Genomic DNA, 22,841 nt, shown 5'->3' on the forward strand with positions numbered 1-22,841 from the left:
TCCCAAATCTAACCGTATGGAATTCACTGCCCCAAACGCCCAAAAATTAACTTTTGACAAAAAAAACCATTCAGACCAGATCCTCCTCGATTTGTATGAAAGTCTGATTTTACCTAGAAGAATTGAAGAGAAAATGCTCATTCTTTTGCGTCAGGGAAGAATTTCCAAATGGTTCAGCGGATGGGGACAGGAAGCTATTTCCATTGGAGCAGTGAATGCCTTGGCAACAGATGAATTTATCCTGCCTATGCACCGGAATTTGGGAATCTTCACGGGGCGAAATATGCCTTTGGAAAGACTGTTTGCCCAATTTCAGGGAAAAGCCTCCGGTTTCACCAAAGGACGTGATCGTTCTTTTCACTTTGGCAGTATCGAACATCATATCGTAGGAATGATTTCCCACCTTGGCCCTCAGCTAGCCATTGCAGACGGAATAGCTTTGGCTCATAAACTCTCCGGAGAAAAGAAAGTTGCTTTAGTTTTTTCCGGTGATGGAGCAAGTTCAGAGGGTGATTTTCACGAAGGACTCAATGTGGCAGCTGTATGGAAATTGCCGGTCATTTTTGTGGTTGAACATAATGGCTATGGACTTTCCACTCCGAGTGAGGAGCAGTTTGCCTTCAAATATTTCACCGAAAAAGGTCCCGGCTACGGCATGGAAGCGGTGCGAGTTCAGGGAAACAATGTTCTGGATGTCTATGACACCATTTTGAGATTAGCTGAAGATATCCGGGAAAACCCAAGACCCATTTTGGTCGAGGCGATTACTTTCCGGATGCGAGGCCATGAAGAAGCCTCAGGCACCAAATACGTCCCTAAAATACTGATGGAAGAATGGGGGCAACTTGATCCGGTGGACAATTACGAAGCCTATTTGGAGTCCATCGGATTACTCGATGCAGCCACCAAGGAAAAACTCAACAAAAAAGTCAAGAAAGCAATTAACGATGCCTTGGAAATTGCTTTTGCACAGGAAGCGATTACGCCGAATTTGGAGGAAGAATTGGCAGATGTCTATGCTCCTTTTTCTCAAAAAGTCATTGCTCCGGAAGGAACAAGTACAGAAAAGCGGTTTATCGACGCAATCAGTGATGGACTTCGTCAGTCCATGGAAAAATTCCCCAACCTGATCCTGATGGGTCAGGATATTGGAGATTATGGAGGTGTATTTAAAATCACGGATGGCTTTAAGGTGCAGTTCGGAGGAGATCGGGTGCGGAATACCCCCCTCTGCGAAAGCGCCATCATCGGAGCTGGACTTGGACTTTCGGTCAAAGGTTATAAAGCCATGGTGGAGATGCAGTTCGCAGATTTTGTGAGTGTAGGCTTCAACCAAATCGTGAACAACCTGGCCAAAATCCATTACCGTTGGGGGCAAAATGCAGACGTAGTCGTACGGATGCCGACTGGTGCGGGAACTGCCGCTGGACCTTTTCATTCCCAGTCCAATGAAGCTTGGTTTTTTCATACACCGGGACTGAAAATCGTCTATCCCTCCAATCCTCACGATGCCAAAGGATTACTCAATGCGGCTTTGGAAGATCCCAACCCTTACCTCTATTTTGAGCACAAACTCCTCTATCGATCCATCTCAGGGCCTGTTCCAGACAGCTATTACACCGTGGAAGTGGGAAAGGCCGCTTTGGCACAGGAAGGCACCCAAGTTTCCATCATCACCTATGGCATGGGAGTTCACTGGGCGATCAAGGCAGTCGAGGAACTTGCAATTTCAGCAGATGTCCTAGATCTCCGAACGCTTCTTCCTTGGGATCAGGAAGCAGTGGCAGCGACAGTCAAAAAGACTGGAAAGGTAATTTTCCTCCACGAGGACACCCTGACCGGAGGAATCGGCGCAGAGATCTGCGCATGGATTTCAGAGCATTGCTTCAGAAACCTGGATGCGCCTGTGATGCGGGAGGGAAGCTTGGACACGCCGGTACCTTTTGCACCCAATCTGGAAAAGCAGTTTTTGCCTGTAGAAAGGTTTAAAATGAAATTGAAGGAGTTGGTTGAATTTTAATATTGAAAAATTGAAAGATTGAAAAATTGGTTTGGGAGGCAAGGAAGTTAGGATGATTGAAGCTTGCGCCTTGGTCACCCTGAGCGGAGTCGAAGGGTTTGTTACATTTATCCAAAAAGCATCCGGCCAAAGACCTTTCAAGGATTAATTCCCGGTGAGTAATTCTAAAATCGTAAATCGTAAATGAAAATCAGACAGCTAGCCAAAGAAGAACTCACCAAAGTTCAATCCATCGCACACCGCACCTGGCCATCGACTTTTGCGAATATTTTAAGCCCTAAGCAGATCGAGTACATGCTCAATTGGATGTATGACTTAAAAATGTTGGAATCTCAGGCCGAAAATGGTCATACTTTTATTTTGGCTGAAGAAAATGGTAAAGAGCTCGGGTTTGCTGGATTTGAACTCAATTATTCGGAGGGGCCTAAGGCTAAGCTTCATAAAATCTACCTTTTGCCGGAAGCCCAGGGAAAAGGTGTTGGAAAAACTCTGATACTTGAAGTAGCCGATAGAGCCAGAAAGGCAAATCAGAAAAGTCTACTGCTCAACGTCAATAAATACAACCAGAAAGCTATTGATTTTTACCTCAGAATAGGATTTCAGGAGATATATAAAGAAGTCATCGATATTGGAAATGGCTATGTGATGGATGATGTGGTGATGGAATTTAACCTTTGAGGCTTCCCAAACCTCAAAGGTTAAATTTCGAAACATTAAGCTCACAGTTCCCACGGATGTCCACAAAGATTTTTTAAACTGTAATAATCTGTGCCATTTGTGAGAAAAGTACTCACTTCAGCTCCAGCTGTTCTACTTTGTTTTCCCCACTTCGAATCTCCTGATAAATCTTTTTCAATTCCTCCAGTTTTTCGGGGTTTTCAGCCGCTAAATTTTTCTCTTGACCTGGATCTTCTTGAAGATTAAACAGCAAGTAATCCTTGGAATTGCCCAGTTCGATATTTACTTGGGTTTGAACTTCAGGACCGGGATAAGGAGGGATTATCACCCAATCTCCTGCCCGTAATGCAGTTCTGGAAGTAGCTTCCAAGACAAAGACTTCCCGTCCCTTTTGGCTTTCCCCTAAAAAAGTTTCCAGAAGGTTTTGACTATCCGGCCCCTGTTCCCCACTTCCCACCAAAGCCGCTAAGGAACTCAACAAATCTATTTGGGTAACCATCGCATCAGAAACCCCCGGTTGAATTTTCCCTTTCCAATAGGTAATCGTCGGAACTCGTGTTCCCGCTTCAAATAGCGAATATTTCCCACCTCGAAAAGGTCCAGCCGGGGTATGATCCCCCAATTTTTCCACCGCATCGTCATAGTACCCATCATTCAAAACCGGCCCATTGTCACTAGAAAGAATAATCAAAGTATTTTCCAAAAGCCCCTCTTCTTCCAAAGTTTTATAAAGCTCTCCAATTACCCAGTCTGCCTCCAAAATTGCATCTCCTCTCGGCCCCATTCCCGATTTTCCTTCAAATCTTGGATGAGGTGTACGCGGTACGTGAGGCTGCTGCATTGGAAAAAAGAGGAAGAAGGGATTTTCAGACTTGGCCTGCTCCTGGATATACTTTTTCCCTTTTTCCAAAAAGTGATCAGCCATGTCAATGTCACTCCATTTGGCACTTTGCCCGCCTTTCATAAAACCGATTCTCGGAATCCCGTTCACGATACTGTTATTATGTCCGTGATGCCACTTCATGCTGAGCAATTCTGGATTATCCAAACCCGTAGGTTCTCCTTCGAAATTTTTCTCATAATCCACCAGAATGGGGTCATTGGGGTCTAAATTGACAACCCTCCCATTTTCAATGTAAACAGTTGGTACCCTGTCTTGAGTTGCCGCTAAAATATGTGCATGATCAAAACCAACCTGATTAGGTCCTGGGCTGATCTCCTGATTCCAATCCACCTGGCCTGTGCCCAAACCCAGGTGCCACTTTCCAATCACTGCCGTTTGATATCCCTGCTCTTTTAGCATTTTGGGCAAAGTCATCTGGGCTGTATCGATGATCAAGGGAGCTGTTCCGGGAAGAATCTTCGCATTGCTGTTTCTCCAGGGATAGGTTCCAGTCAACAAAGCGTAGCGGCTGGGAGTGCAAGTGGCTGAAGAGGCATAGGCATTGGTAAACCGAATACCTTCATTCGCCAAACGATCCATATTGGGAGTCTGTAAAGTCCCCGACTGATAGGCGCTGACATCTCCATATCCCAAGTCATCCAGATAAATCAGGACAATATTGGGTTTCTTTTCAGCTAGCTCCTCAGAATTGGATTTGGAATCGCAGCTTAAAACAACCAAACTGATAAAAACAGTAAAGCAAACTATTTGAAAATCAGAAATCTTCATTTTGAATAGAATTTTATAAGTCTTTTAAAGTTCACTCAAAAAGTTTTGAAGATTGGAATTTTTGAAAAAAATAATTCAATTGAATATTGTCGTTATCCTATGTCTAAGTTTTTAAATTGTTTCAAAATCTATCATGAGACATTATCTGCTCCTATCCATCCTTTCCCTGTTTTTCAGCTTTTCTGCCAAAGCTCAGACCTTCCAGCAACCTAATGTGGTGTTTTTTTTAGTGGACGATCTCGGATGGACTGACTTAGGTGCTTTTGGAAGTAAGTTTTATGAAACTCCCAATCTGGACAGGTTAGCAAGATCAGGTATCAAATTCACTCAGGCTTACACGGCATCTCCGGTTTGCTCTCCTACTCGGGCAAGCATCATGACGGGAAAATATCCTTCCAAAATGTACAATACCGACTGGTTTGGGGCCCCTCAGCCTGATGAAATTGAGGGACATTGGACTAAAAACAAGCCTTTAAAGCCTGCACATTACGAACCCAATTTGGCCTTGGAAGAAATCACCTTGGGTGAAGCGTTCAAGCAAGCTGGATATGTGACCTTTTTCGCAGGCAAATGGCATTTGGGGGAGAAAGAAAGCCATTGGCCTGAGCATCAGGGATTCGACATCAATAAAGGCGGAAACAGCAAAGGAGCTCCTTCCACGGGCAACAAGTATTTTTCCCCTTATGAAAACCCTCGTCTTGAAAATGGTCCAGATGGAGAATATCTACCCGAGCGCTTGGCGATGGAAACATCCAATTTCATCCAAGAAAACCGTAAAAAGCCATTTTTCGCCATGCTTTCTTTCTATTCGGTCCACACTCCCTTGATGACTACCAAGGAACTGGAAGGAAAGTACCTTGCCAAACGAGCCTCAATGGGCCTAGAAGATAAATTTGAACCTGAGCATGCCAATCAAAACCGAATCACCCAAGCTCATGCAATCTATGCCGGAATGGTGGAAGCTATGGATCAGGCAGTGGGGAAAGTCCTGGACGAGCTGGAAAAACAAGGTTTGATGGAGAATACCATTATCCTCTTCTTCTCAGACAATGGAGGTCTTTCTACGGCTGAGGGAAGTCCGACTTCCAACCTGCCCTTGAGAGCCGGAAAAGGCTGGCTTTATGAAGGTGGAATCCGAGTCCCAATGATTATGTCCTGGAAAGGTCAAATACCCGAAGGAAAAGAAATCTCCACCCCGGTGATTTCCAATGACTTTTTGCCAACCCTTTTAGACCTAATCGGAAACCAAAACATCTTGGAGACAATTTCCAATTTGGATGGAAAAAGCCTGAAAAACTGGATTCTTAATCCGGAATCAGCCAAAGACCGGGAACCACTTTTCTGGCATTATCCTCATTATGGAAACCAAGGAGGAAATCCGGGTTCGGTAATTCGAGAAGGTGACTGGAAACTGATTTATTTCTATGAATCCGGGAAAAGTGAACTCTATAATCTCAAGAATGACTTGGGTGAGAGACAAAATCTGGCTAGCTCAGAGCCCGAACTTGTTCAAGCCCTTCGCAATAAATTATTTAACTGGCTGGTGAATTCCAAAGCTGCATTTCCTAGACCAAACCATCAGGCAAGCAATCCCTCAAAGTAATTCCGAATCCACGAAGGTTTCCCAAAGGACTAGGCCATGGGCAGGAGCTGTAGGTACTTGCTTTTGTTTGGCTCCTGGATATGCCAACCGCTCTTGGATCTCTTCAGGAGAAAAATACCACAAAGCAGACACCATTTTCCGAACTTGGTTGTATAAAAATCCAGTTCCGGAGACTTCAAAACAGTACACCTCCTTAGGGAAAAACTCACCTGGGAATTCTTCAGTCAGATACACCTTGGCGTCTAAAATCTCCCGGACGAAGTCAGTCTTATTCGGAGTGACTTTACAAAAATCTCGAAAATCATGTTTCCCGATAAAAATGGATGCGTTTTCCTGCATTTTCTCCAGACTATGAATTTTATGAACCTGAGTCATAAATGCAGAGGCAAAAGGATGAATGCCGGTCTCCTCTACGAAGAAATAGCGATAGGTCTTTTTGGAAACAGCTTGGATAAGATTTAAATCCCGAGGTACTTCCTGGACAGAATTAAGCTTAATCTCCCCGGATAGGTTTAGGTTTAGGCCGGGAAGTAGGGCCTCCAGATCTGTCTTTTCTCTTAAAAAAAGCTGCACAAAACCCTGTCGGCAATTCACTCCCGAATCAGTTCTACTGGAGCCGATCAACCGAAAATCTTCATGGCCTAGTACAAAGCGGAACACCCGTTCTAATTTCCCTTCAATTGTCGGTTGTCCTTTTTGTTTAGCCCACCCTTTATAGCGGGCACCATAATAAGAAATAGAAAAGAGATAAGCGAAAGGTCTGGAAAGCATGGCCAAATTTAGGAGTATTATGGAAAACCAGAGTGAAGCTTTGAATCCCCTTGAGAGATATGTAAATTCATCAAACCCCAAAATTCAACCCCTATGAAAGCTTTTTTAAGTATCTGCCTGATCTTGCTTACTGTCCAGAGTTGGGCTCAAACTCCTCCCGGTAAAGAAATTCAAATCAAAATGGCCGTATTGGCAGCACCGGAAGATCAGAGAGCCAATGCAACGGTCTACGCTTTTGACGGGACTTTACTCCGAAAAGGAAGCAACCAAACCGTATGCCTAGGAGACGATCCCAGTCGTGAGGGATTGAGTGTTTCCTGTTATCATATCAGTGCGCAGCCGTTTATGGAAAGAGGTTGGGCACTGAGAAAAGATGGAAAAAATGCCCAGCAGGTATTTGACATCCGGGAAGCTGAAGCTAAATCCGGCAAACTCAAGTTGCCTGATTCGGGAAGTTTACTCAATGCATTAGTGGCTGATGAAAAAGACATCAATTGGACCACTGGAGAGGTGAAAAATTCCTATACCCGCTCGGTGATTTACATTCCTTGGGCAACAGCTGAAAGTACAGGGCTCCCACTAAAGCCGGCCGGTCCCGGATTGCCTTGGATTATGGATCCAGGAACTCATCGAGCGCATATCATGATTAATCCGGCGAGGGATTAGTTAAAAGAGAATAGTTATTGAGTTATTTATGGAATATTAGGAATCGCCCTTGGACACAATGAGGTGGGAATAGTTTGCCAAAATCAACAGTAGACCTCATTCTTTCCAATCTGTGAAAATCTGCGTCTTTTTCTGTGATAATCTGCGGGAACCGGTAAAAATTCTAATAAAAAAACCACCCCATTCCTGAGGTGGTTTCTTCGTTTATAGTGGGAAAAATTATCCCAAAAGCTTCTCAGCCAGCCAATCTCCTACTTCGGAGGTTTTGTAGGCTTTTCCCCCATCGGCAATATCTTCAGTGACATAGCCTTCTGCAAGAGAAAGGTTCACTACATCGGAAATTGCCTGTGCTTCAGCTTTCAGGCCAAAGGCATAGTCAAACATCATTGCTGCAGAAAGAACCGTTGCCAATGGATTAGCAATGTCTTTTCCAGCAGCCTGTGGGTAGGATCCATGGATCGGTTCGAATAGCTTTACATTGGAACCCAAAGAAGCTGAAGGCATTAATCCCATAGAACCTGAGATTACTGAAGCCTCGTCTGTCAATATGTCGCCAAAAAGGTTTTCAGTGATCAAGACGTCATAAGCTTTTGGCCATTGAATCAGTCGCATGGCAACCGCATCTACGAATTCATATTCCACTTTCACATCAGGATATTCCGAAGCCAATTCCTGAACAGTTTCTCTCCACAATCTGGAAGTTGCCATTACGTTGGCTTTATCTACACAAGTGAGTAATTTCCTTCTTCCCTGAGCGGCTTCAAATCCCATTCTTGCCAAGCGTACGATTTCTTCCTTGCTATACACATTGGTATCGAAAGCTTTGGTTCCCTGCTCATTTCGACCTCTTGGTTCGCCGAAATATACCCCACCGGTCAGTTCCCGGAAGAAGACAAAGTCCACTCCGTCCACTCGGTCCAGTTTCAAAGGAGATTTGTGTACCAAAGAAGGGAAAGTGAATGTCGGTCTTACGTTGGCGAAAAGACCCAACTTTTGTCTCATTCTCAGAAGACCTTGCTCTGGGCGTACTTTTGCCTTAGGGTCATTGTCATACTTTGGATCACCAATAGCTCCAAACAATACGGCATCAGAGTTGGCACAAATCTCATGGGTCGCATCTGGATAAGGGTCTCCCGTCGCATCAATGGCACAAGCTCCTACTAGTCCCTCTTTGTAAGAGATTTTATGGCCGAATTTTTGGCCGATCGCATTGACAACTTTGACCGCTTGGGCCACTACTTCTGGGCCGATGCCGTCACCCGGCAATAGCGCGATATTCATTTCCATATTTGGTGGATTCTTCTTGTTCTGGATTATAATTCATGGATTCGATGATGTTGAGCATTTTTTCGGTAGCCATCATCGCCGCTACCGTTTGGTCTGGGTCCAGACCTTTGGTTTTGAAAATCTTTCCATATTCCCAGGTAATCACCGTCTCCACAAAGGCGTCGGTTTTTCCTCCCGGAGGAATGGAAACATGATAATCAGTTAACCGGGGAAGCTCTCTCCCCATTGTTTTATAGATTTTTTTCAGGGCCTTCATGAAGGAATCGTACTGTCCATCCCCTGTTGCACTTTCGTCATAAAACTTCCCGTGGATTTTCATCCTCAGCTGTACGGTAGGCTTTAATCCTTTGGAATGGGTCATATGATACCCTTCGATGCTGATATGCTTGGAGATGGAGTTGTTTTGCAGAACATCGGAAATGATGTAAGGCAAATCTTCCGTAGTCACGCGCTCTTTTTTATCGCCCAGTTCGATGATTCTCTGAGTCACTTTAGCAAGCTCTTCTTTCTCCAAAGAAATCCCGAGTTCTTCCAGGTTTTTGAGAATATTGGCTTTTCCGGAGGTTTTCCCCAAAGCATATTTCCGTTGACGTCCGAATCGCTCCGGCATCAAGTCGTTGAAATAAAGATTTTTCTTGTTGTCCCCATCGGCATGGATTCCTGCAGTCTGGGTAAAGACATTTTCTCCTACCACTGGTTTATTGGCAGGGATATGCTGACCTGAAAACTGCTCCACCAGCTTGGAAACGCGGAAAATTTTCTGCTCCTGAATGCCAATTTCCAACTCGGTAAAATCTTTGATCACTGCCACCACAGATTCAAGAGGTGCATTTCCTGCTCTCTCTCCCAAACCATTCACAGTAGTATGGATCCCTGAGGCCCCGTGCAAAACTGCCTCCATCACATTGGCGACAGAAAGGTCGTAATCGTTATGGGCATGAAAATCGAAATGAACTTCTGGGTAAATCCCAATAATCTCGTCGAAATAAGCTCTTACCTCTTCCGGATTCAGCAGTCCCAAGGTGTCGGGAAGCATAATTCTTTTGATAGGCTGCTTGGACAAAAATTCAATCAGGCTGAGCGTATACTCCTTGGAATTACGCATTCCATTGGACCAATCTTCCAAGTACACATTGACCTCTACACCTTTTTCCTTGGCGTAGGAAATGCTTCTCTGAATATCAGAGAAATGCTGTTCCGGGGTCTTTTTGAGCTGATGTACCAAGTGGTTCAGAGACCCTTTGGTCAGAAGATTCAGGACTTTTGCCCCAGCCTCCAAAATCCAGTCCACAGACACCGGAGTATCCACAAAACCCAAAACTTCCACTCGATCTAAATAACCTTTTTGCTTGGCCCACTGAGTAATTTTCTGAACACCTTCCAATTCTCCTTCGGAAACTCTTGCAGAAGCCACTTCAATCCGATCTACTTTTAGTTCTTCCAGCAGCAATTTGGCGATCTGGAGCTTTTCCGAAGGCAAAAAGGAGACTCCTGAGGTCTGTTCTCCATCCCTCAGGGTTGTATCCATTAGTTCTATTCTTCTTTTAGCCTCCATGAGCGCTGTTTTATCTGGATGCCGCAAATGCATCGATTTCAGAAGACATATTCAATAGGTAATCGATGTCATCGAAACCATTGGTCATGTTGTCTTTTTTGTATTCGTTGATTTCAAAGGATTCAGACTCTCCGGTAGCCAGCAACGTGATTTTTTGTTGAGGAAGGTTGACTTCTATTTCCGTTTTAGGATCAGCTGCTATCGCGGAGAAAAGCTTGTCTGCAAACTCCGGGGTAACTGTCACCGGAAGGACTCCGATATTCAGACAGTTATTTTTGAAGATATCCGCGAAAAAGCTGGAAACCACGCATCTGAAACCGTAATCATAGATCGCCCAAACCGCATGCTCCCGGCTGGATCCTGAACCGAAATTCTTACCTGCAACCAGGATTTTTCCGGAATAAGTAGTGTCATTAAGGACAAAATCCTTTTTGGGATTGCCTTCGACGTCATATCTCCAGTCTCGGAAAAGATTGTCCCCAAAGCCTTCTCTTTCTGTAGCCTTTAGAAATCGGGCTGGGATGATTTGGTCGGTGTCCACATTTTCTGTAGGTAATGGAACAGCTGTATCGCGGAGGACAGTGAATTTATCGTATGCCATGGTTTTTCAGATTGAAAGATTGAAAGATTGGAAAATTGAAAGATTAGCAAACTCCGACACCTAATTAAGATTTTGTTGGTTTTTGAATTGCTAAGAAATATTCAATCATCCCATTTCAGCCTTCTGATTTCAGATTTCTTAATTGTTAAATACTTCTCTAGGATCGGTAATACGGCCAGTCACAGCCACCGCAGCCACGGTCAAAGGAGATGCAAGCATAGTCCGGGCCCCAGGTCCTTGGCGACCTTCGAAGTTTCTATTGGAAGTCGAAACCGCATATTTCCCTGCCGGAATCTTATCATCATTCATGGCTAAGCAGGCAGAACATCCCGGTTGACGAAGTTCGAACCCGGCTTCTTCCAAGATTTTTACCAAGCCCTCTTCGTGTGCTTGTTTTTCAACTTCTCTGGATCCCGGTACAATCCAAGCAGTAATGTTGTCGGCTTTCTTTTTACCTTTTACAAAATGGGCTACGGATCGAATATCTTCAATCCGCCCATTGGTGCAAGATCCCACAAAGACATAATCCACCACTTTACCTTTCACGGGTTCGCCCGGTGCGAAGCCCATGTAATCCAAAGACTTGAGGAAAGAGGTTTTGTTCGACCCTTCCATACCCTCGGTGGTAGGAATGTTGTCCACCACTTTGATCCCCATACCAGGATTGGTTCCATAGGTAATCATCGGTTCGATATCCGCTGCATCGTAGTGGTATTCCTTATCGAAGACAGCTCCATCATCGGTTTTCAAGGTTTTCCAATAAGCAACAGCTTTATCCCACTCCTCCCCTGCAGGAGCATATTGCTTTCCTTTGAGGTAGTTGAAGGTGGTCTCATCTGGTGCGATCAAACCTCCGCGAGCACCCATTTCGATGGACATGTTGCAGATGGTCATTCTGGCTTCCATGGAGAGGTTTCGAATTGCTGAGCCTGCATATTCCACAAAATAGCCTGTAGCACCGGCTGCGGATATTTTGGAGATGATATACAAAATGATATCCTTAGAAGTCACACCTCTGCCTAATTCACCTTCCACAGAAATCCTCATCTTCTTGGGCTTGGACTGCATGATACACTGGGTGGCCAGTACCATTTCCACCTCAGAAGTACCAATTCCGAAGGCAATCGCTCCAAAAGCACCGTGAGTGGAAGTATGTGAATCTCCGCAGACAATAGTCATTCCCGGCTGGGTTACTCCTAATTCAGGTCCGATCACATGGACTATCCCATGGTGAGCGGTACCCAGGTCATGCAATTCAATGTTGTATTTCTTGCAGTTTTCCCGAAGCTTTTCTACCTGCATGCGGGAAAGCTTGTCCTTGATGGTTTGGTCCTGATCCACGGTAGGCACATTGTGATCAGGAGTCGCGATAGTTCGATGTGGGTATTTCACCCCAATTCCTCTTTTCTCAAGATTAAGAAAAGCGACGGGGGAAGTCACTTCATGGATAAAATGCTTATCGATGAAGAATACATCAGGACCCGCAGGTACGCTACGCACCACGTGTGAATCCCAGATTTTATCAAATAATGTTGTCTTTTCCATAATTAAGCAGTCGCGTATTCTTTGACTGGAATTTTGTTCAATGCATCCACAAAAGCCTGAGCAGAGGCAAGAACGATGTCTTGGTTAGAGGAAAAACCATAGTAAGGTTTTTCTGATTTGATCAATCTCATGTGAACTTTGGCCACATCATCACTTCCGTGCGTGATCGCCTGAATCAGGAATTCTTCCAGATCCACCTGAGGTTTCACTATTTTTTCAATGGCTTTCAAAACCGCATCTACCGGCCCAACCCCAGAAGAGGATGCCACATGGCTTTCATTGCCTATTTTTAGTCTTACCTCGGCACTGATGGCTCCATTGGAAGAGTAACTGATGCTTTCCAATTCAATGAAATTGGATTCATCCATGTATTTACCCACCAATTCCAGCAGGTCTTTTCTTCCAATATCACGTTTGGAGTCTGCCAATAGCAAAAAGGCCTCGTAAACTTCTCTCAGCTCCTCTCCTTCTAATTCCACTCCTAAAGCATCCAAGTGGTGCTTCAAGGCAGCTCTTCCGGAACGAGCAGTCAATACAATGGAAGACTCTTCCACACCAACTTCCTTAGGATCGATGATTTCGTAGTTTTCCCGATGCTTTAGCACCCCGTCTTGGTGAATACCTGAAGAGTGCGCAAATGCATTTCTTCCTACGATTGCCTTGTTAGGCTGAACCGGCATATTCATAAGCTTGGAAACCAAACGGCTGGTTTGGTAAATTCTTGGGGTAACGATATCGGTATAAACCGGAATAGATTTATGACACTTGATGGCCATCACTACTTCCTCCATGGAAGTGTTTCCAGCTCGCTCACCGATCCCATTGATAGTCACTTCTACCTGTCTGGCACCATTCTGAACACCGGCAACGGTATTCGCGGTGGCCATACCCAGATCGTTATGACAATGAGTTGCGATAATGGCTTTGTCAATGTTGGGAACATTGTTTTTTAAATTGGCGATGATCACTCCGTATTGCTCAGGAAGGCAATAGCCGGTAGTATCCGGAATATTGACTACCGTAGCTCCGGCTTTGATCACTTCCTCAATGATTTTGCAGAGAAAATCCGGCTCAGACCGGCCCGCATCTTCTGCATAAAATTCCACATCATCGACAAACTGCTTTGCAAATTTCACTGCAGCAACGCCCCTGCGGATGATATCCTCAGGAGTGCTGCGCAGCTTGAATTGAATATGGTATGGGGAAACCCCGATTCCTGTATGAATCCGGCCCTTTTTGGCATACTTGAGGGCCGCGGCTGCTACTTCGATATCTTTCTCTACTGCTCGGGACAGTGCGCAAATGATTGGATTGGAAACTGCCTTGGAAATTTCCTGCACAGAATTAAAGTCTCCTGGACTGGAAATCGGAAATCCAGCTTCGATGATATCCACACCGAGAGCCTCCAAAGCTTGCGCTACAATTATTTTCTCCTGGGTATTCAGCTGACACCCGGGCACTTGCTCCCCGTCTCGCAGGGTTGTATCAAAAATCCACAGCTTGTCACTCATTTTCTTAGGGGTTTGGGTTTTTAATTATTCTCAGGTCTCAACTGACGGACGACCGCTCCGGCCTGCCACATTTCAGACTCTCTCAATTCTTTTAATTCCGCCTCAAGCTTCTCTCTGTAGTCCGCCTTGGAGTTGGAATCAATTGATTTCTGAGCTTCCTTACCAGTCTTTACAGAGTCATAAAGGGCTTCGAAAACAGGCTTGGTAGCATCACGGAAAGGCTTCCACCAATCCAATGCACCTCGCTGAGCAGTGGTAGAACAGTTGGCATACATCCAGTCCATTCCATTCTCTGCCACCAAAGGCATCAAGGATTGTGTCAATTCTTCAACAGTCTCATTGAAAGCTTCGGATGGTGTATGTCCATTTGCTCTCAAGACCTCGTATTGTGCGGCAAAAATTCCCTGAATAGCGCCCATCAAAGTACCTCTCTCACCTGTAAGGTCAGAAGTCACTTCACGGTAGAAGTCCGTTTCAAACAAATAGCCTGATCCTACTCCGATACCCAAGGCCACTACACGGTCCTTAGCTTTGCCAGTAGCATCCTGATAAATAGCGTAAGAAGAGTTAAGTCCTCTTCCTTCAACAAACATTCTTCTCAAAGAGGTCCCTGATCCTTTAGGAGCCACCAAGATCACGTCCACATCAGCCGGAGGAATGATTCCGGTTTTCTCTTTGTAAGTCACCCCAAAACCATGAGAGAAGTACAATGCTTTGCCTGGAGTCAGGTGTTTTTTGACTGTAGGCCAAAGGGCAATCTGTCCAGCATCAGAAAGAAGGAATTGAATGATAGTTCCTTTTTGACAGGCTTCTTCAATTTCGAACAGGGTCTCACCTGGTACCCAGCCATCTGCGATCGCTTTGTCCCAGGTTTTGGAGCCGCTTCTTTGGCCCACAATTACGTTGAAGCCATTGTCCTTCAGATTTAGCGCCTGACCTGGACCTTGTACACCGTAGCCGATGACTGCGATTACTTCATCTTTCAGAACTTCTCTGGCTTTTTCCAAAGGGAATTCTTCTCTTGTCACTACGTTTTCCTCAACGTTTCCAAATTTCAATTTCATAAGTTTATAATTTGATTTTTATAGGTTTGATTTATTTGACATAGGAATCAATGGTCAGCATTCGCTTGGCGACTGCAACCCTTCCCGACCTTGCAAATTCCAAAAGGCCGTATCCTTTTAGGATTTCCAATAACTCTTGGGTCTTTTCCTTATGACCTGTAAGCTCAAGCACCACAAAATCAGGTTCTGCGGCGATGATTTTTGCGTTATGCTCTCGGATCACTTTTTCCAATCCTGAGTCCAACCGTGTAACCGGGATTTTATACAAGGCCAGTTCCTGATACACTACACCCGTGTCTTCATGATAGAAAGCCTTGATCACATCAATAATTTTTTCGATTTGATTGACGAGCTGGATCACCGTATCCTCGTTGACCGTGACCTCAATAGTCACCCGATGAATGCCTTGCAAGCGGCTTTCAGAAGCTGTAAGTGCATCGATATTGATACCTCTACGGGTAAAAATGATAGTGATGCGGTTGAGAATTCCGATGAAATTCTCCGTGATGACGAAAATAGTATATCGTTTCATAGGTCAGGATTAGCTAAGTCTTACCTCTTCTACCGAACAGCCGGTAGCAATCATTGGGAATACATTGTCTTCTTTTTCCACCACCACTTCCAAGAAGAATGGACCATCATGAATCATCATGTCTTCGACCGCTTCCTGAAGATCTCCCCGCTCTGATACTTTTTGGGATTTGATTCCATAAGCTTCGGCAAGCTTGACAAAATCAGGATTATCCAATTCGGTGAAGGAATAGCGTTTGTCAAAAAATAATTGCTGCCACTGCCTCACCATGCCTAAATAATTATTGTTCAGTAATACAATCTTTACAGGTGCTTTGGTCTGCATGATTGTGCCCAGTTCCTGGATAGTCATTTGAATCCCTCCGTCACCGGCAATGCAAATCACCTGTCTGGAATAATCAAACATCTGAGCTCCGAGGGCTGCCGGCAAGGCAAAACCCATCGTACCTAGTCCCCCGGAAGTAATCTGGGTTCTGGGCTTTTTGTAATTGAAATATCGCCATGCAATCATCTGGTGCTGACCTACATCGGTCACCAAAACTGCATCATCAGCCTTGTATTGATTGATTTGGTGTACCACCTCACCCATGGTCAATCCCACTTTGGTCGGAGTAATATCATGCTGTACGACCGATGATCTTTCCATCTCTTCGAGATCTCTGAATTTCCCCATCCATTCCGGATAGGATTTATTTTCGATCGCTTCTGTCAGCATAGAAAGGCTTTCCCGACAATCCCCTATCACCGCCACATGAGCTCTTACATTTTTGTTTACTTCTGCAGGATCCAATTCCAAATGGATAACCTTTGCCTGCTTGGCGTAGCGCTTCAAGTCTCCAGTTACTCGGTCGTCAAATCTCATCCCCACTGCGATCAGTACGTCGCACTGATTAGTCAACAGGTTGGGTGCATAATTTCCGTGCATTCCCAGCTTCCCTACATAATTTGGATGCTCTTGAGGCAATGCTCCTGAGCCCAATAGGGTGCAGGCTGCTGGAATCCCTGATTTGTCCAAGAAAAACTTCAACTCTGCTTCAGCCTTTCCCAAAACCACACCCTGTCCAAAAACCACGTAAGGTCTTTCAGCAGAATTGATCAATTCGGCAGCTTCTTGGATGGCTGTTTTTTCAATCGGAATGTGAGTCTTATAGGATCTGAATCCCAGGCATGGCACATAGTTAAAAGCACCAAAATCCACTTGGGCATTTTTAGTAATATCAATCAAAACTGGACCCGGACGACCGGATCTGGCGATATAAAAACCCTTGGCAATTGCCGGTGCAATATCCTCCACTTTTTGAACTTGAATATTCCATTTGGTGCCCGGCATAGACATCCCCACGACATCTGTCTCCTGAAAGGCATCCGTTCCCAAAAGATGGGCAGCCACCTGTCCAGTAATACATACCAATGGTGTACTGTCGATCAGGGCATCTGCTAGACCGGTAATTAGATTGGTTGCTCCCGGCCCGGAAGTAGCAAGACAGACACCGACTTTGCCAGAGACTCGCGCATAGCCCTGAGCAGCGTGGATCGCTCCCTGCTCGTGGCGGGTAAGCACATGCTTGATCTGCTCATGATAGTCATATAGCGCGTCATACACTGGCATAATGGCTCCTCCGGGGTACCCGAAGATCAGCTCAGCCTGCTCTGCGATCAGCGAGCGGACAACAATGTCGGCTCCTCTCATCATATCCTTCATAGGCTTAAAATTTATCTGTAACGCAACCTTCAGAAGCGGTCGCAACTAATTTGTTGTACTTTTTGAGGGTTCCCTGAAGACCCTCAATAGGCTTGGGTGACCAAGCTTTTTTTCTCTCCGCAAACTCTTCCTCCGAAACGTTTACTGATAGATTCAACTTGTCGGCATCAATGGTAATAATGTCCCCATCCTTCACCAATCCGATCGGTCCTCCACACCAAGCTTCTGGGGTCACATGACCTACCACAAACCCGTGCGTCCCCCCTGAAAATCTTCCATCCGTGATCAAGGCAACATCAGAACCCAATCCTGCTCCGATAATCATCGAAGTTGGCTTCAGCATTTCTGGCATTCCGGGAGCTCCCTTAGGACCCACGTTTCGGATCACCACCACATCCCCTGATTGTACTTTGTGATCTCGGATAGCATCATTTGCTTCTTGTTCAGAATCAAAAACTTTCGCAGGCCCAGTGAATGCTGTTCCTTCTTTTCCGGTAATTTTAGATACCCCACCTTCAGGAGCCAGATTTCCTTTCAGAATGCATAAGTGCCCTGTTTTCTTGATTGGGTCCTCCAATGGATGGATGCAATTCACTACCGAAGGGACAATTGGATCAATATTCTCCAGATTTTCTTCGAGAGTCTTACCTGTCACAGTCATACAGTCCCCATGTAGGATTCCTTTGTTTAAAAGGTATTTCATTACTGCTGGCAAGCCTCCCTGCTCATGCAAATCCTCCATTAGAAACTTTCCGGAAGGCTTGAAATCTCCAAGCATTGGAGTCACATCATTTAATGCCTTGAAATCATCCAAGGAAAAATCGACTCCTGCCGTTCTGGCAATTGCCAATAGGTGCAAAACTGCATTGGTACTGCCTCCGAGAATAATTGCCACCCGAACAGCATTTTCTATACTTTTCCGGGTTACGATGTCCTTAGGCTTGATGTCTTTTTCCAAAAGGATTCGCATATACTTATTGACTTCCTGGCATTCTCTCAGCTTTTCAGCAGAATTAGCAGGGTAGGTAGCTGAGTAAGGCAAGGACATCCCCATAGCTTCTATTGCCGAAGACATGGTGTTTGCAGTATACATTCCTCCACAGGCTCCTTTGCCCGGACAGGCATTGCGAATGATCCCGTCATAATCCTCATCCGATATGGTGCCTTGGACTCTTTTTCCGAAAGCTTCGAATGCAGAAACAATATTTAATTTTTCCCCTTTATAAAGTCCGGAGGCAATAGTCCCACCATATACCATGATGGCAGGTCTATTGATTCTGAGCATCCCGATGACAGCACCAGGCATATTTTTATCACAACCGGCCACGGCAATACATCCATCAAATGAATGTCCGAGGATAAAAGACTCTATAGAATCCGCAATGATTTCTCTGGACACCAAAGAGTAGCGCATCCCCAAAGTCCCCATGGAAGTGCCGTCAGATATCCCGATGGTATTAAAAACTAAACCGGTCAGATCATATTCCTGAGAGGAAGCTTTGATCAGACCGGCAAAGTCGTTCAGATGCATATTGCAGGGATTACTTTCATAGCCACAACTGGCTACCCCTACAAAAGGCTGTTTCATTTTTTTGTCTGACATACCCGTAGCATACAACATTGCCATGCCGGCCGGATGCTCGGGATTGTCACTGATTTCCCAGCTGTACTTTTTAAGTTTATTCAGGGTCATAGGTTTGAAAATAAAAAAGTGCCTCGGGTCAGTGAGGCACTTTAGATTTTATATACTGTTTTTCAATGGTCTAGTGCCTCACTTCGAAAACCCGATGAGAATAATAAAGCTTAGCAGGACGACCAATGGATACATTTTATTTTCAGATAGATACTGCACTTGCAGCGAATCGTAGGACAATATTAAAACCCAAATTTCAGACTTACAATATTTAATTTGTCTTTAGGATTTAAAAACAGATTTATTCATTCGACAAAATATTTTTTTACAAAATTAAATTCTTCCTTTTAGCAAATAGCAGAATTGAATATTCAGATTTAACAAGAATTTATGAGCCGTTCAAAATAATGTATTGAATTCAAGTTAATTTAAAATTTTGTAAAAATTATTTCCTTTTATTTAACAAAAAAATCCTTATGCTATCATTTTTCAAATAAATCAGAGAAGGATTAGAGAATTTGAAATCTCTCTCTTTCCAAGAATTCATTTATTTTGCCTCACATTTTACACTCATGATCAGCTTTCCAAACGCCAAAATAAACCTCGGCCTTCAGATCCTTTCCAAGCGCAAGGATGGCTACCACGAAATCCGTTCTTGCATGGTTCCGATTCCTTTGTGTGATGCTTTGGAAATGGTCCTGGAGAAAAAATCCTCCTGGACTACTTCTGGCCTGGCAGTTCCGGGAGATCCCAAAGACAATTTGATTCTCAAAGCCGAAAAACTGATCAAAAAAGACTTTTCTGGACTTCCTAATCTCCACATCCACCTCCATAAAAATATTCCTATGGGTGCAGGTCTAGGGGGAGGTTCTGCCGATGGAGCTTTCGCATTAGTGTTGATGAATAATCTTTTTGACCTGCATCTAGACGACTATTTCTTGGAGGAATATGCGGCTCAACTGGGAAGTGATTGTCCTTTTTTCATCAAAAACATCCCCCAGATTGCAGAAGGAAGAGGAGAAATATTGCAACCCGTGGATTTGTCTCTCCAAGGATCCTACTTGGTATTGGTCAATCCGGGCATCCATGTTGGCACAAAAGAGGCCTATGCCGGAGTAACTCCGAAAGCCGCTCCGGTTGAATTGGAGGAAGTCCTTTTAGACCGAAGCAGATGGAAAGAAGAATTGATCAATGATTTTGAACCAAGCATTTTCTCTAATTACCCAGAGATAGAGGCTATCAAATTGAAAATGTATTCTTCGGGAGCTTTCTATTCAGCGATGTCTGGTTCGGGATCAACCGTCTTTGGGTTATTTGATCAAAAGCCGGAAAGCCTGACTTTTTGGGAAAATTATTTTGTATTTGAAGCCAAATTATAAAAACATCAAAATCAATAGCTTATAAATTTATTTACTGTTTATATTTGTATTTCATAAATACAAAATAACATGAGTATTTTTACAAGCTCCCTTCCTGACGAACTACTTTCCCGGCTATCGGACTACTCCAAAAAATTGGGGCTTCCAAAAAATAAATTGCTGGAAAATGCCCTCAACATTTATCTGGACCATCTTAAAAGGTCAGAGTATATTAGTTCCTATCGAAATTCTAAGGAGGATAAAGACATCCTTTCTATGGCAGAAGAAGGTATGGAATCTTACCTAAATCAGCTTGAAGATGAAACAAGGTGAGATTTGGATTGCTGACTTGAACCCTGTTAAAGGGTCTGAGCAAGCTGGAAGAAGACCTGTGGTGATTTTAAGCGGAAATTTGATGAACCAATACCTACCTGTTGTAATCACTGCCCCACTTACATCCAAAATCAAAAATTATCAGGGAAATCCCATCCTAAATCCTACTTCCAAAAATGGTTTAAAAGTCCAATCAGAACTTATGGTTTTCCATGTTCGATCAATGGCAAAAGACCGATTAATCGAAAAATTGGGAGTAGTGGAGAATACTGAATTAAACCGGGCTCTTGAAACGCTTCAAGATCTAACTACCTTGTAACTCAACCTAAGGTCCGGACCGCTTTCCTGCGCTTGTTCCAGTAATTCAAAACCGGATAAATCAACACAGAAATCAAAATAATCAGGGTTCCCAAGTAAAATTGAGGCGTCATTTTTTCCTTTTCACCAAAAACCATCACCGCCAGGAGAATCCCGTACACCGGTTCCAAATTGATTGTCAAATTGATGGAAAACACCGGCAATCTTTTCATCAATTCTACGGAAGCTGAAAAGGCATAAACCGTACAAACACCACCCAAGAGGAAAAGCCAAAACCAATCCAGTCCTTTCCAAGCCCATTGGATGGATTCACCTTCGCTTAAGAATTGTGCATTGACAGGAAGAAAAAGCAAGGCAAAAAGACAGGCCGAAGCCATTTCCACCAGTGTAATCTGGTATGGAGTGTGTTTTTGAGTCAAGCGCCCATTGAGCACTGAAAATAAGGCTCCCAATAACGCAGAAATCAAGGCCATCGACAGCCCAAGCCAATATCCTCCTTCAAACTGAAAAATCACCAACAGACCAGAAATCACCAGCAAACCCAAGGCAACCTCATACCACTTTACTTTGGTACGATTGACTATGGGATCAATGAAAGCCGTCCAGAGGGAAGTGGTGGCCATTCCTGCCAGGCAAACTGAAGCTGTGGAGACCCGGGCAGACCAAAAAAAGAAAATCCAGTGCAAAGAAATCAACACCCCGACTCCCGCAATTTTAAGTAAGTCTGGAATTGCAAGGACCAAGTCCTTTTTTCGAAAATACGCAACCAGAGCTACTCCTATTGTCGCGATCAAGGTTCGATAAAAAACCAACTCCAAAGAGGGAAGACTGATTAGAAGACCCAAAATCGCCGTAAAACCCCAAATCAATACAATGAAGTGGAGATGCAGATAATCTTTGAATGTGCTGGTACTCATTTACCGCGGAACAGTTTTGTACAACACTAATCCCGTGAAGGCAAAAATCAAATTGGGAAGCCAAACTGCCAGTAAAGGATAAGAAGATCCGGACTCAGCAAAAGTCCTGGAAAGAATAAACAACAGGATGTAAACAAAGGCTAACAAAAATCCCATGGCGATCTGAAATCCCGAACCTCCTCTTGTTTTCCTTGCGGACATGATCACACCGATAAAGGTCAAAATAATCGCAGCAAAGGGAGACATAAACCTAACATAGCGCTCAATTCGATAATAAGCGACATTATCCGCACCCCTGTCTTCCAAAATCTTGATCTGCCTTGCCAATTCTGGCAACTTGAGCGTTTCATGGTGGTTTTCGGGTAAATCAAAATCAGAGGGAGAAATGGAAAGCATCGTATCCAGTTCTGTTCCTACAGAATAATCTTCCCCATCTTCCCTGAGCACCCTCAACTTCCAGTTTTCTAGCCTCCAGACATTTTTTGCCGTGTCCCAAAGAATTCTCTCAGAGGATAATTTGGCGATCAATTCTCCGTCACGGATTTCCTCCAAAGTAAAATAGTAACCGGTATTGCTGGTTCGGTAAAATCTGCTGAGATATGCCAAGGCATTAGGCCCGACTTGAATATGGATATTGGGATCCGTCGCAGACTGTCCTTTGTCCAAATATTTTATTTTGAACTCAGTCACTCCCGCCGTGGCTACGGGAAGCACCCAGCCATTCAGTAGAAAACTTATGGATCCGATTAAAACTGCCGCAAAAAGAAAGGGTCTTAATAGCCTGACAAAACTCACCCCAGAACTCAAAATGGCAATAATCTCAGTTCTCCCTGCCATTTTGGAAGTAATGAAGATGACTGCAATGAATACAGTTATGGGTGTAAGAAGGTTATTGAGGTACAAGCCATAATTCCCCATGTACCGAACAATGTCCCCAGTCGGAACTTGATTCCGGATATAAGTGTCATTTTTTTCCGTAAAGTCCAATACCAAAACGATAAGAATAAGCATGACCACTACAAAGAAGTAGGTCTTCAAAAACTCTTTTATGATCAGCTTATCGAGAATCTTCATGC

20 protein-coding genes are annotated in these 22,841 nt (G+C 44.2%); 7 read left to right on the forward strand and 13 right to left on the reverse strand.

Annotated elements, in window-relative coordinates; genetic code table 11:
- Window positions 1-16 precede the first annotated feature (16 nt).
- Entirely contained in the window at window positions 17-2,020 is a 2,004-nt protein-coding gene (locus G458_RS0109905) for an alpha-ketoacid dehydrogenase subunit alpha/beta (RefSeq protein ID WP_026951767.1), read from the forward strand.
- Window positions 2,021-2,203: 183 nt separating this feature from the next.
- Entirely contained in the window at window positions 2,204-2,698 is a 495-nt protein-coding gene (locus G458_RS0109915; RefSeq protein WP_026951768.1) for a GNAT family N-acetyltransferase, read from the forward strand.
- A gap of 112 nt (window positions 2,699-2,810) precedes the next feature.
- On the opposite strand, the gene G458_RS0109920 is transcribed toward G458_RS0109915, so the two are convergent.
- Window positions 2,811-4,370 (reverse strand): sulfatase family protein, encoded by a 1,560-nt coding sequence (locus tag G458_RS0109920; protein WP_035468015.1) that lies wholly within the window; start codon window positions 4,368-4,370, stop codon window positions 2,811-2,813.
- A 133-nt stretch (window positions 4,371-4,503) separates the two neighbouring features.
- Between G458_RS0109920 and G458_RS0109925 the strand changes: the two genes are divergently transcribed.
- The gene (locus G458_RS0109925; RefSeq protein ID WP_035468017.1) at window positions 4,504-5,973 is read left to right on the forward strand and encodes a sulfatase; all 1,470 of its coding nucleotides are present in this window, start codon (window positions 4,504-4,506) and stop codon (window positions 5,971-5,973) included.
- Here the strand turns inward: G458_RS0109925 and G458_RS20535 are convergent.
- Entirely contained in the window at window positions 5,965-6,744 is a 780-nt protein-coding gene (locus tag G458_RS20535) for a pseudouridine synthase family protein (protein ID WP_051287181.1), read from the reverse strand. The two genes, G458_RS0109925 and G458_RS20535, sit on opposite strands and share 9 nt — an antisense overlap.
- A gap of 93 nt (window positions 6,745-6,837) precedes the next feature.
- Between G458_RS20535 and G458_RS0109940 the strand changes: the two genes are divergently transcribed.
- A complete protein-coding gene (locus G458_RS0109940; RefSeq protein ID WP_026951771.1) occupies window positions 6,838-7,410 on the forward strand; it encodes a hypothetical protein in 573 nt (190 codons plus the stop codon).
- A gap of 219 nt (window positions 7,411-7,629) precedes the next feature.
- Here the strand turns inward: G458_RS0109940 and leuB are convergent, their stop codons facing one another.
- The 9 genes from leuB to ilvD all read right to left on the reverse strand — a co-directional run bounded on the left by leuB (window position 7,630) and on the right by ilvD (window position 18,899).
- The gene (leuB, locus tag G458_RS0109945; RefSeq protein ID WP_026951772.1) at window positions 7,630-8,697 is read right to left on the reverse strand and encodes a 3-isopropylmalate dehydrogenase; all 1,068 of its coding nucleotides are present in this window, start codon (window positions 8,695-8,697) and stop codon (window positions 7,630-7,632) included.
- Window positions 8,666-10,252 carry an alpha-isopropylmalate synthase regulatory domain-containing protein gene (locus tag G458_RS0109950; protein ID WP_026951773.1) on the reverse strand — a complete coding sequence of 529 codons (1,587 nt, stop codon included), beginning with the start codon at window positions 10,250-10,252 and terminating at the stop codon, window positions 8,666-8,668. Before G458_RS0109950 ends, leuB begins: the two co-directional genes overlap by 32 nt.
- A 10-nt stretch (window positions 10,253-10,262) precedes the next feature.
- Window positions 10,263-10,853 carry a 3-isopropylmalate dehydratase small subunit gene (leuD, locus tag G458_RS0109955; protein WP_026951774.1) on the reverse strand — a complete coding sequence of 197 codons (591 nt, stop codon included), beginning with the start codon at window positions 10,851-10,853 and terminating at the stop codon, window positions 10,263-10,265.
- Window positions 10,854-10,991: 138 nt separating this feature from the next.
- Window positions 10,992-12,398, reverse strand: coding sequence for a 3-isopropylmalate dehydratase large subunit (gene leuC / locus G458_RS0109960; RefSeq protein ID WP_026951775.1), 1,407 nt, complete (start codon window positions 12,396-12,398; stop codon window positions 10,992-10,994).
- Window positions 12,399-12,400: 2 nt separating this feature from the next.
- Window positions 12,401-13,909 (reverse strand): 2-isopropylmalate synthase, encoded by a 1,509-nt coding sequence (locus G458_RS0109965; RefSeq protein ID WP_026951776.1) that lies wholly within the window; start codon window positions 13,907-13,909, stop codon window positions 12,401-12,403.
- Between the two features lie 20 nt (window positions 13,910-13,929).
- Window positions 13,930-14,973 carry a ketol-acid reductoisomerase gene (gene ilvC / locus G458_RS0109970; protein WP_026951777.1) on the reverse strand — a complete coding sequence of 348 codons (1,044 nt, stop codon included), beginning with the start codon at window positions 14,971-14,973 and terminating at the stop codon, window positions 13,930-13,932.
- A gap of 31 nt (window positions 14,974-15,004) precedes the next feature.
- Window positions 15,005-15,505 carry an acetolactate synthase small subunit gene (gene ilvN / locus G458_RS0109975; RefSeq protein ID WP_026951778.1) on the reverse strand — a complete coding sequence of 167 codons (501 nt, stop codon included), beginning with the start codon at window positions 15,503-15,505 and terminating at the stop codon, window positions 15,005-15,007.
- 9 nt (window positions 15,506-15,514) lie between these two features.
- Window positions 15,515-17,197 carry a biosynthetic-type acetolactate synthase large subunit gene (ilvB, locus tag G458_RS0109980; RefSeq protein ID WP_026951779.1) on the reverse strand — a complete coding sequence of 561 codons (1,683 nt, stop codon included), beginning with the start codon at window positions 17,195-17,197 and terminating at the stop codon, window positions 15,515-15,517.
- Between the two features lie 13 nt (window positions 17,198-17,210).
- Entirely contained in the window at window positions 17,211-18,899 is a 1,689-nt protein-coding gene (ilvD, locus tag G458_RS0109985) for a dihydroxy-acid dehydratase (protein WP_035468018.1), read from the reverse strand.
- A gap of 512 nt (window positions 18,900-19,411) precedes the next feature.
- On the opposite strand from ilvD, the gene ispE reads away from it, so the two are divergent.
- From ispE to G458_RS0110005, 3 genes are all read left to right on the forward strand, one after another.
- Window positions 19,412-20,218, forward strand: coding sequence for a 4-(cytidine 5'-diphospho)-2-C-methyl-D-erythritol kinase (gene ispE, locus G458_RS0109995; protein WP_026951781.1), 807 nt, complete (start codon window positions 19,412-19,414; stop codon window positions 20,216-20,218).
- A gap of 69 nt (window positions 20,219-20,287) precedes the next feature.
- Window positions 20,288-20,530 carry a ribbon-helix-helix domain-containing protein gene (locus G458_RS0110000; RefSeq protein ID WP_026951782.1) on the forward strand — a complete coding sequence of 81 codons (243 nt, stop codon included), beginning with the start codon at window positions 20,288-20,290 and terminating at the stop codon, window positions 20,528-20,530.
- Window positions 20,517-20,849 carry a type II toxin-antitoxin system PemK/MazF family toxin gene (locus tag G458_RS0110005; RefSeq protein WP_026951783.1) on the forward strand — a complete coding sequence of 111 codons (333 nt, stop codon included), beginning with the start codon at window positions 20,517-20,519 and terminating at the stop codon, window positions 20,847-20,849. The genes G458_RS0110000 and G458_RS0110005 overlap by 14 nt, the downstream gene beginning before the upstream one ends.
- Window position 20,850: 1 nt before the next feature.
- Here the strand turns inward: G458_RS0110005 and G458_RS0110010 are convergent, their stop codons facing one another.
- Window positions 20,851-21,765, reverse strand: a complete 915-nt coding sequence (locus tag G458_RS0110010; RefSeq protein WP_026951784.1) for a DMT family transporter — start codon at window positions 21,763-21,765, stop codon at window positions 20,851-20,853.
- Window positions 21,766-22,839 carry an LptF/LptG family permease gene (locus G458_RS0110015; RefSeq protein WP_026951785.1) on the reverse strand — a complete coding sequence of 358 codons (1,074 nt, stop codon included), beginning with the start codon at window positions 22,837-22,839 and terminating at the stop codon, window positions 21,766-21,768.
- Window positions 22,840-22,841 lie beyond the last annotated feature (2 nt).

This window comes from Algoriphagus mannitolivorans DSM 15301, from assembly GCF_000429425.1.
Lineage (GTDB): Bacteria > Bacteroidota > Bacteroidia > Cytophagales > Cyclobacteriaceae > Algoriphagus > Algoriphagus mannitolivorans.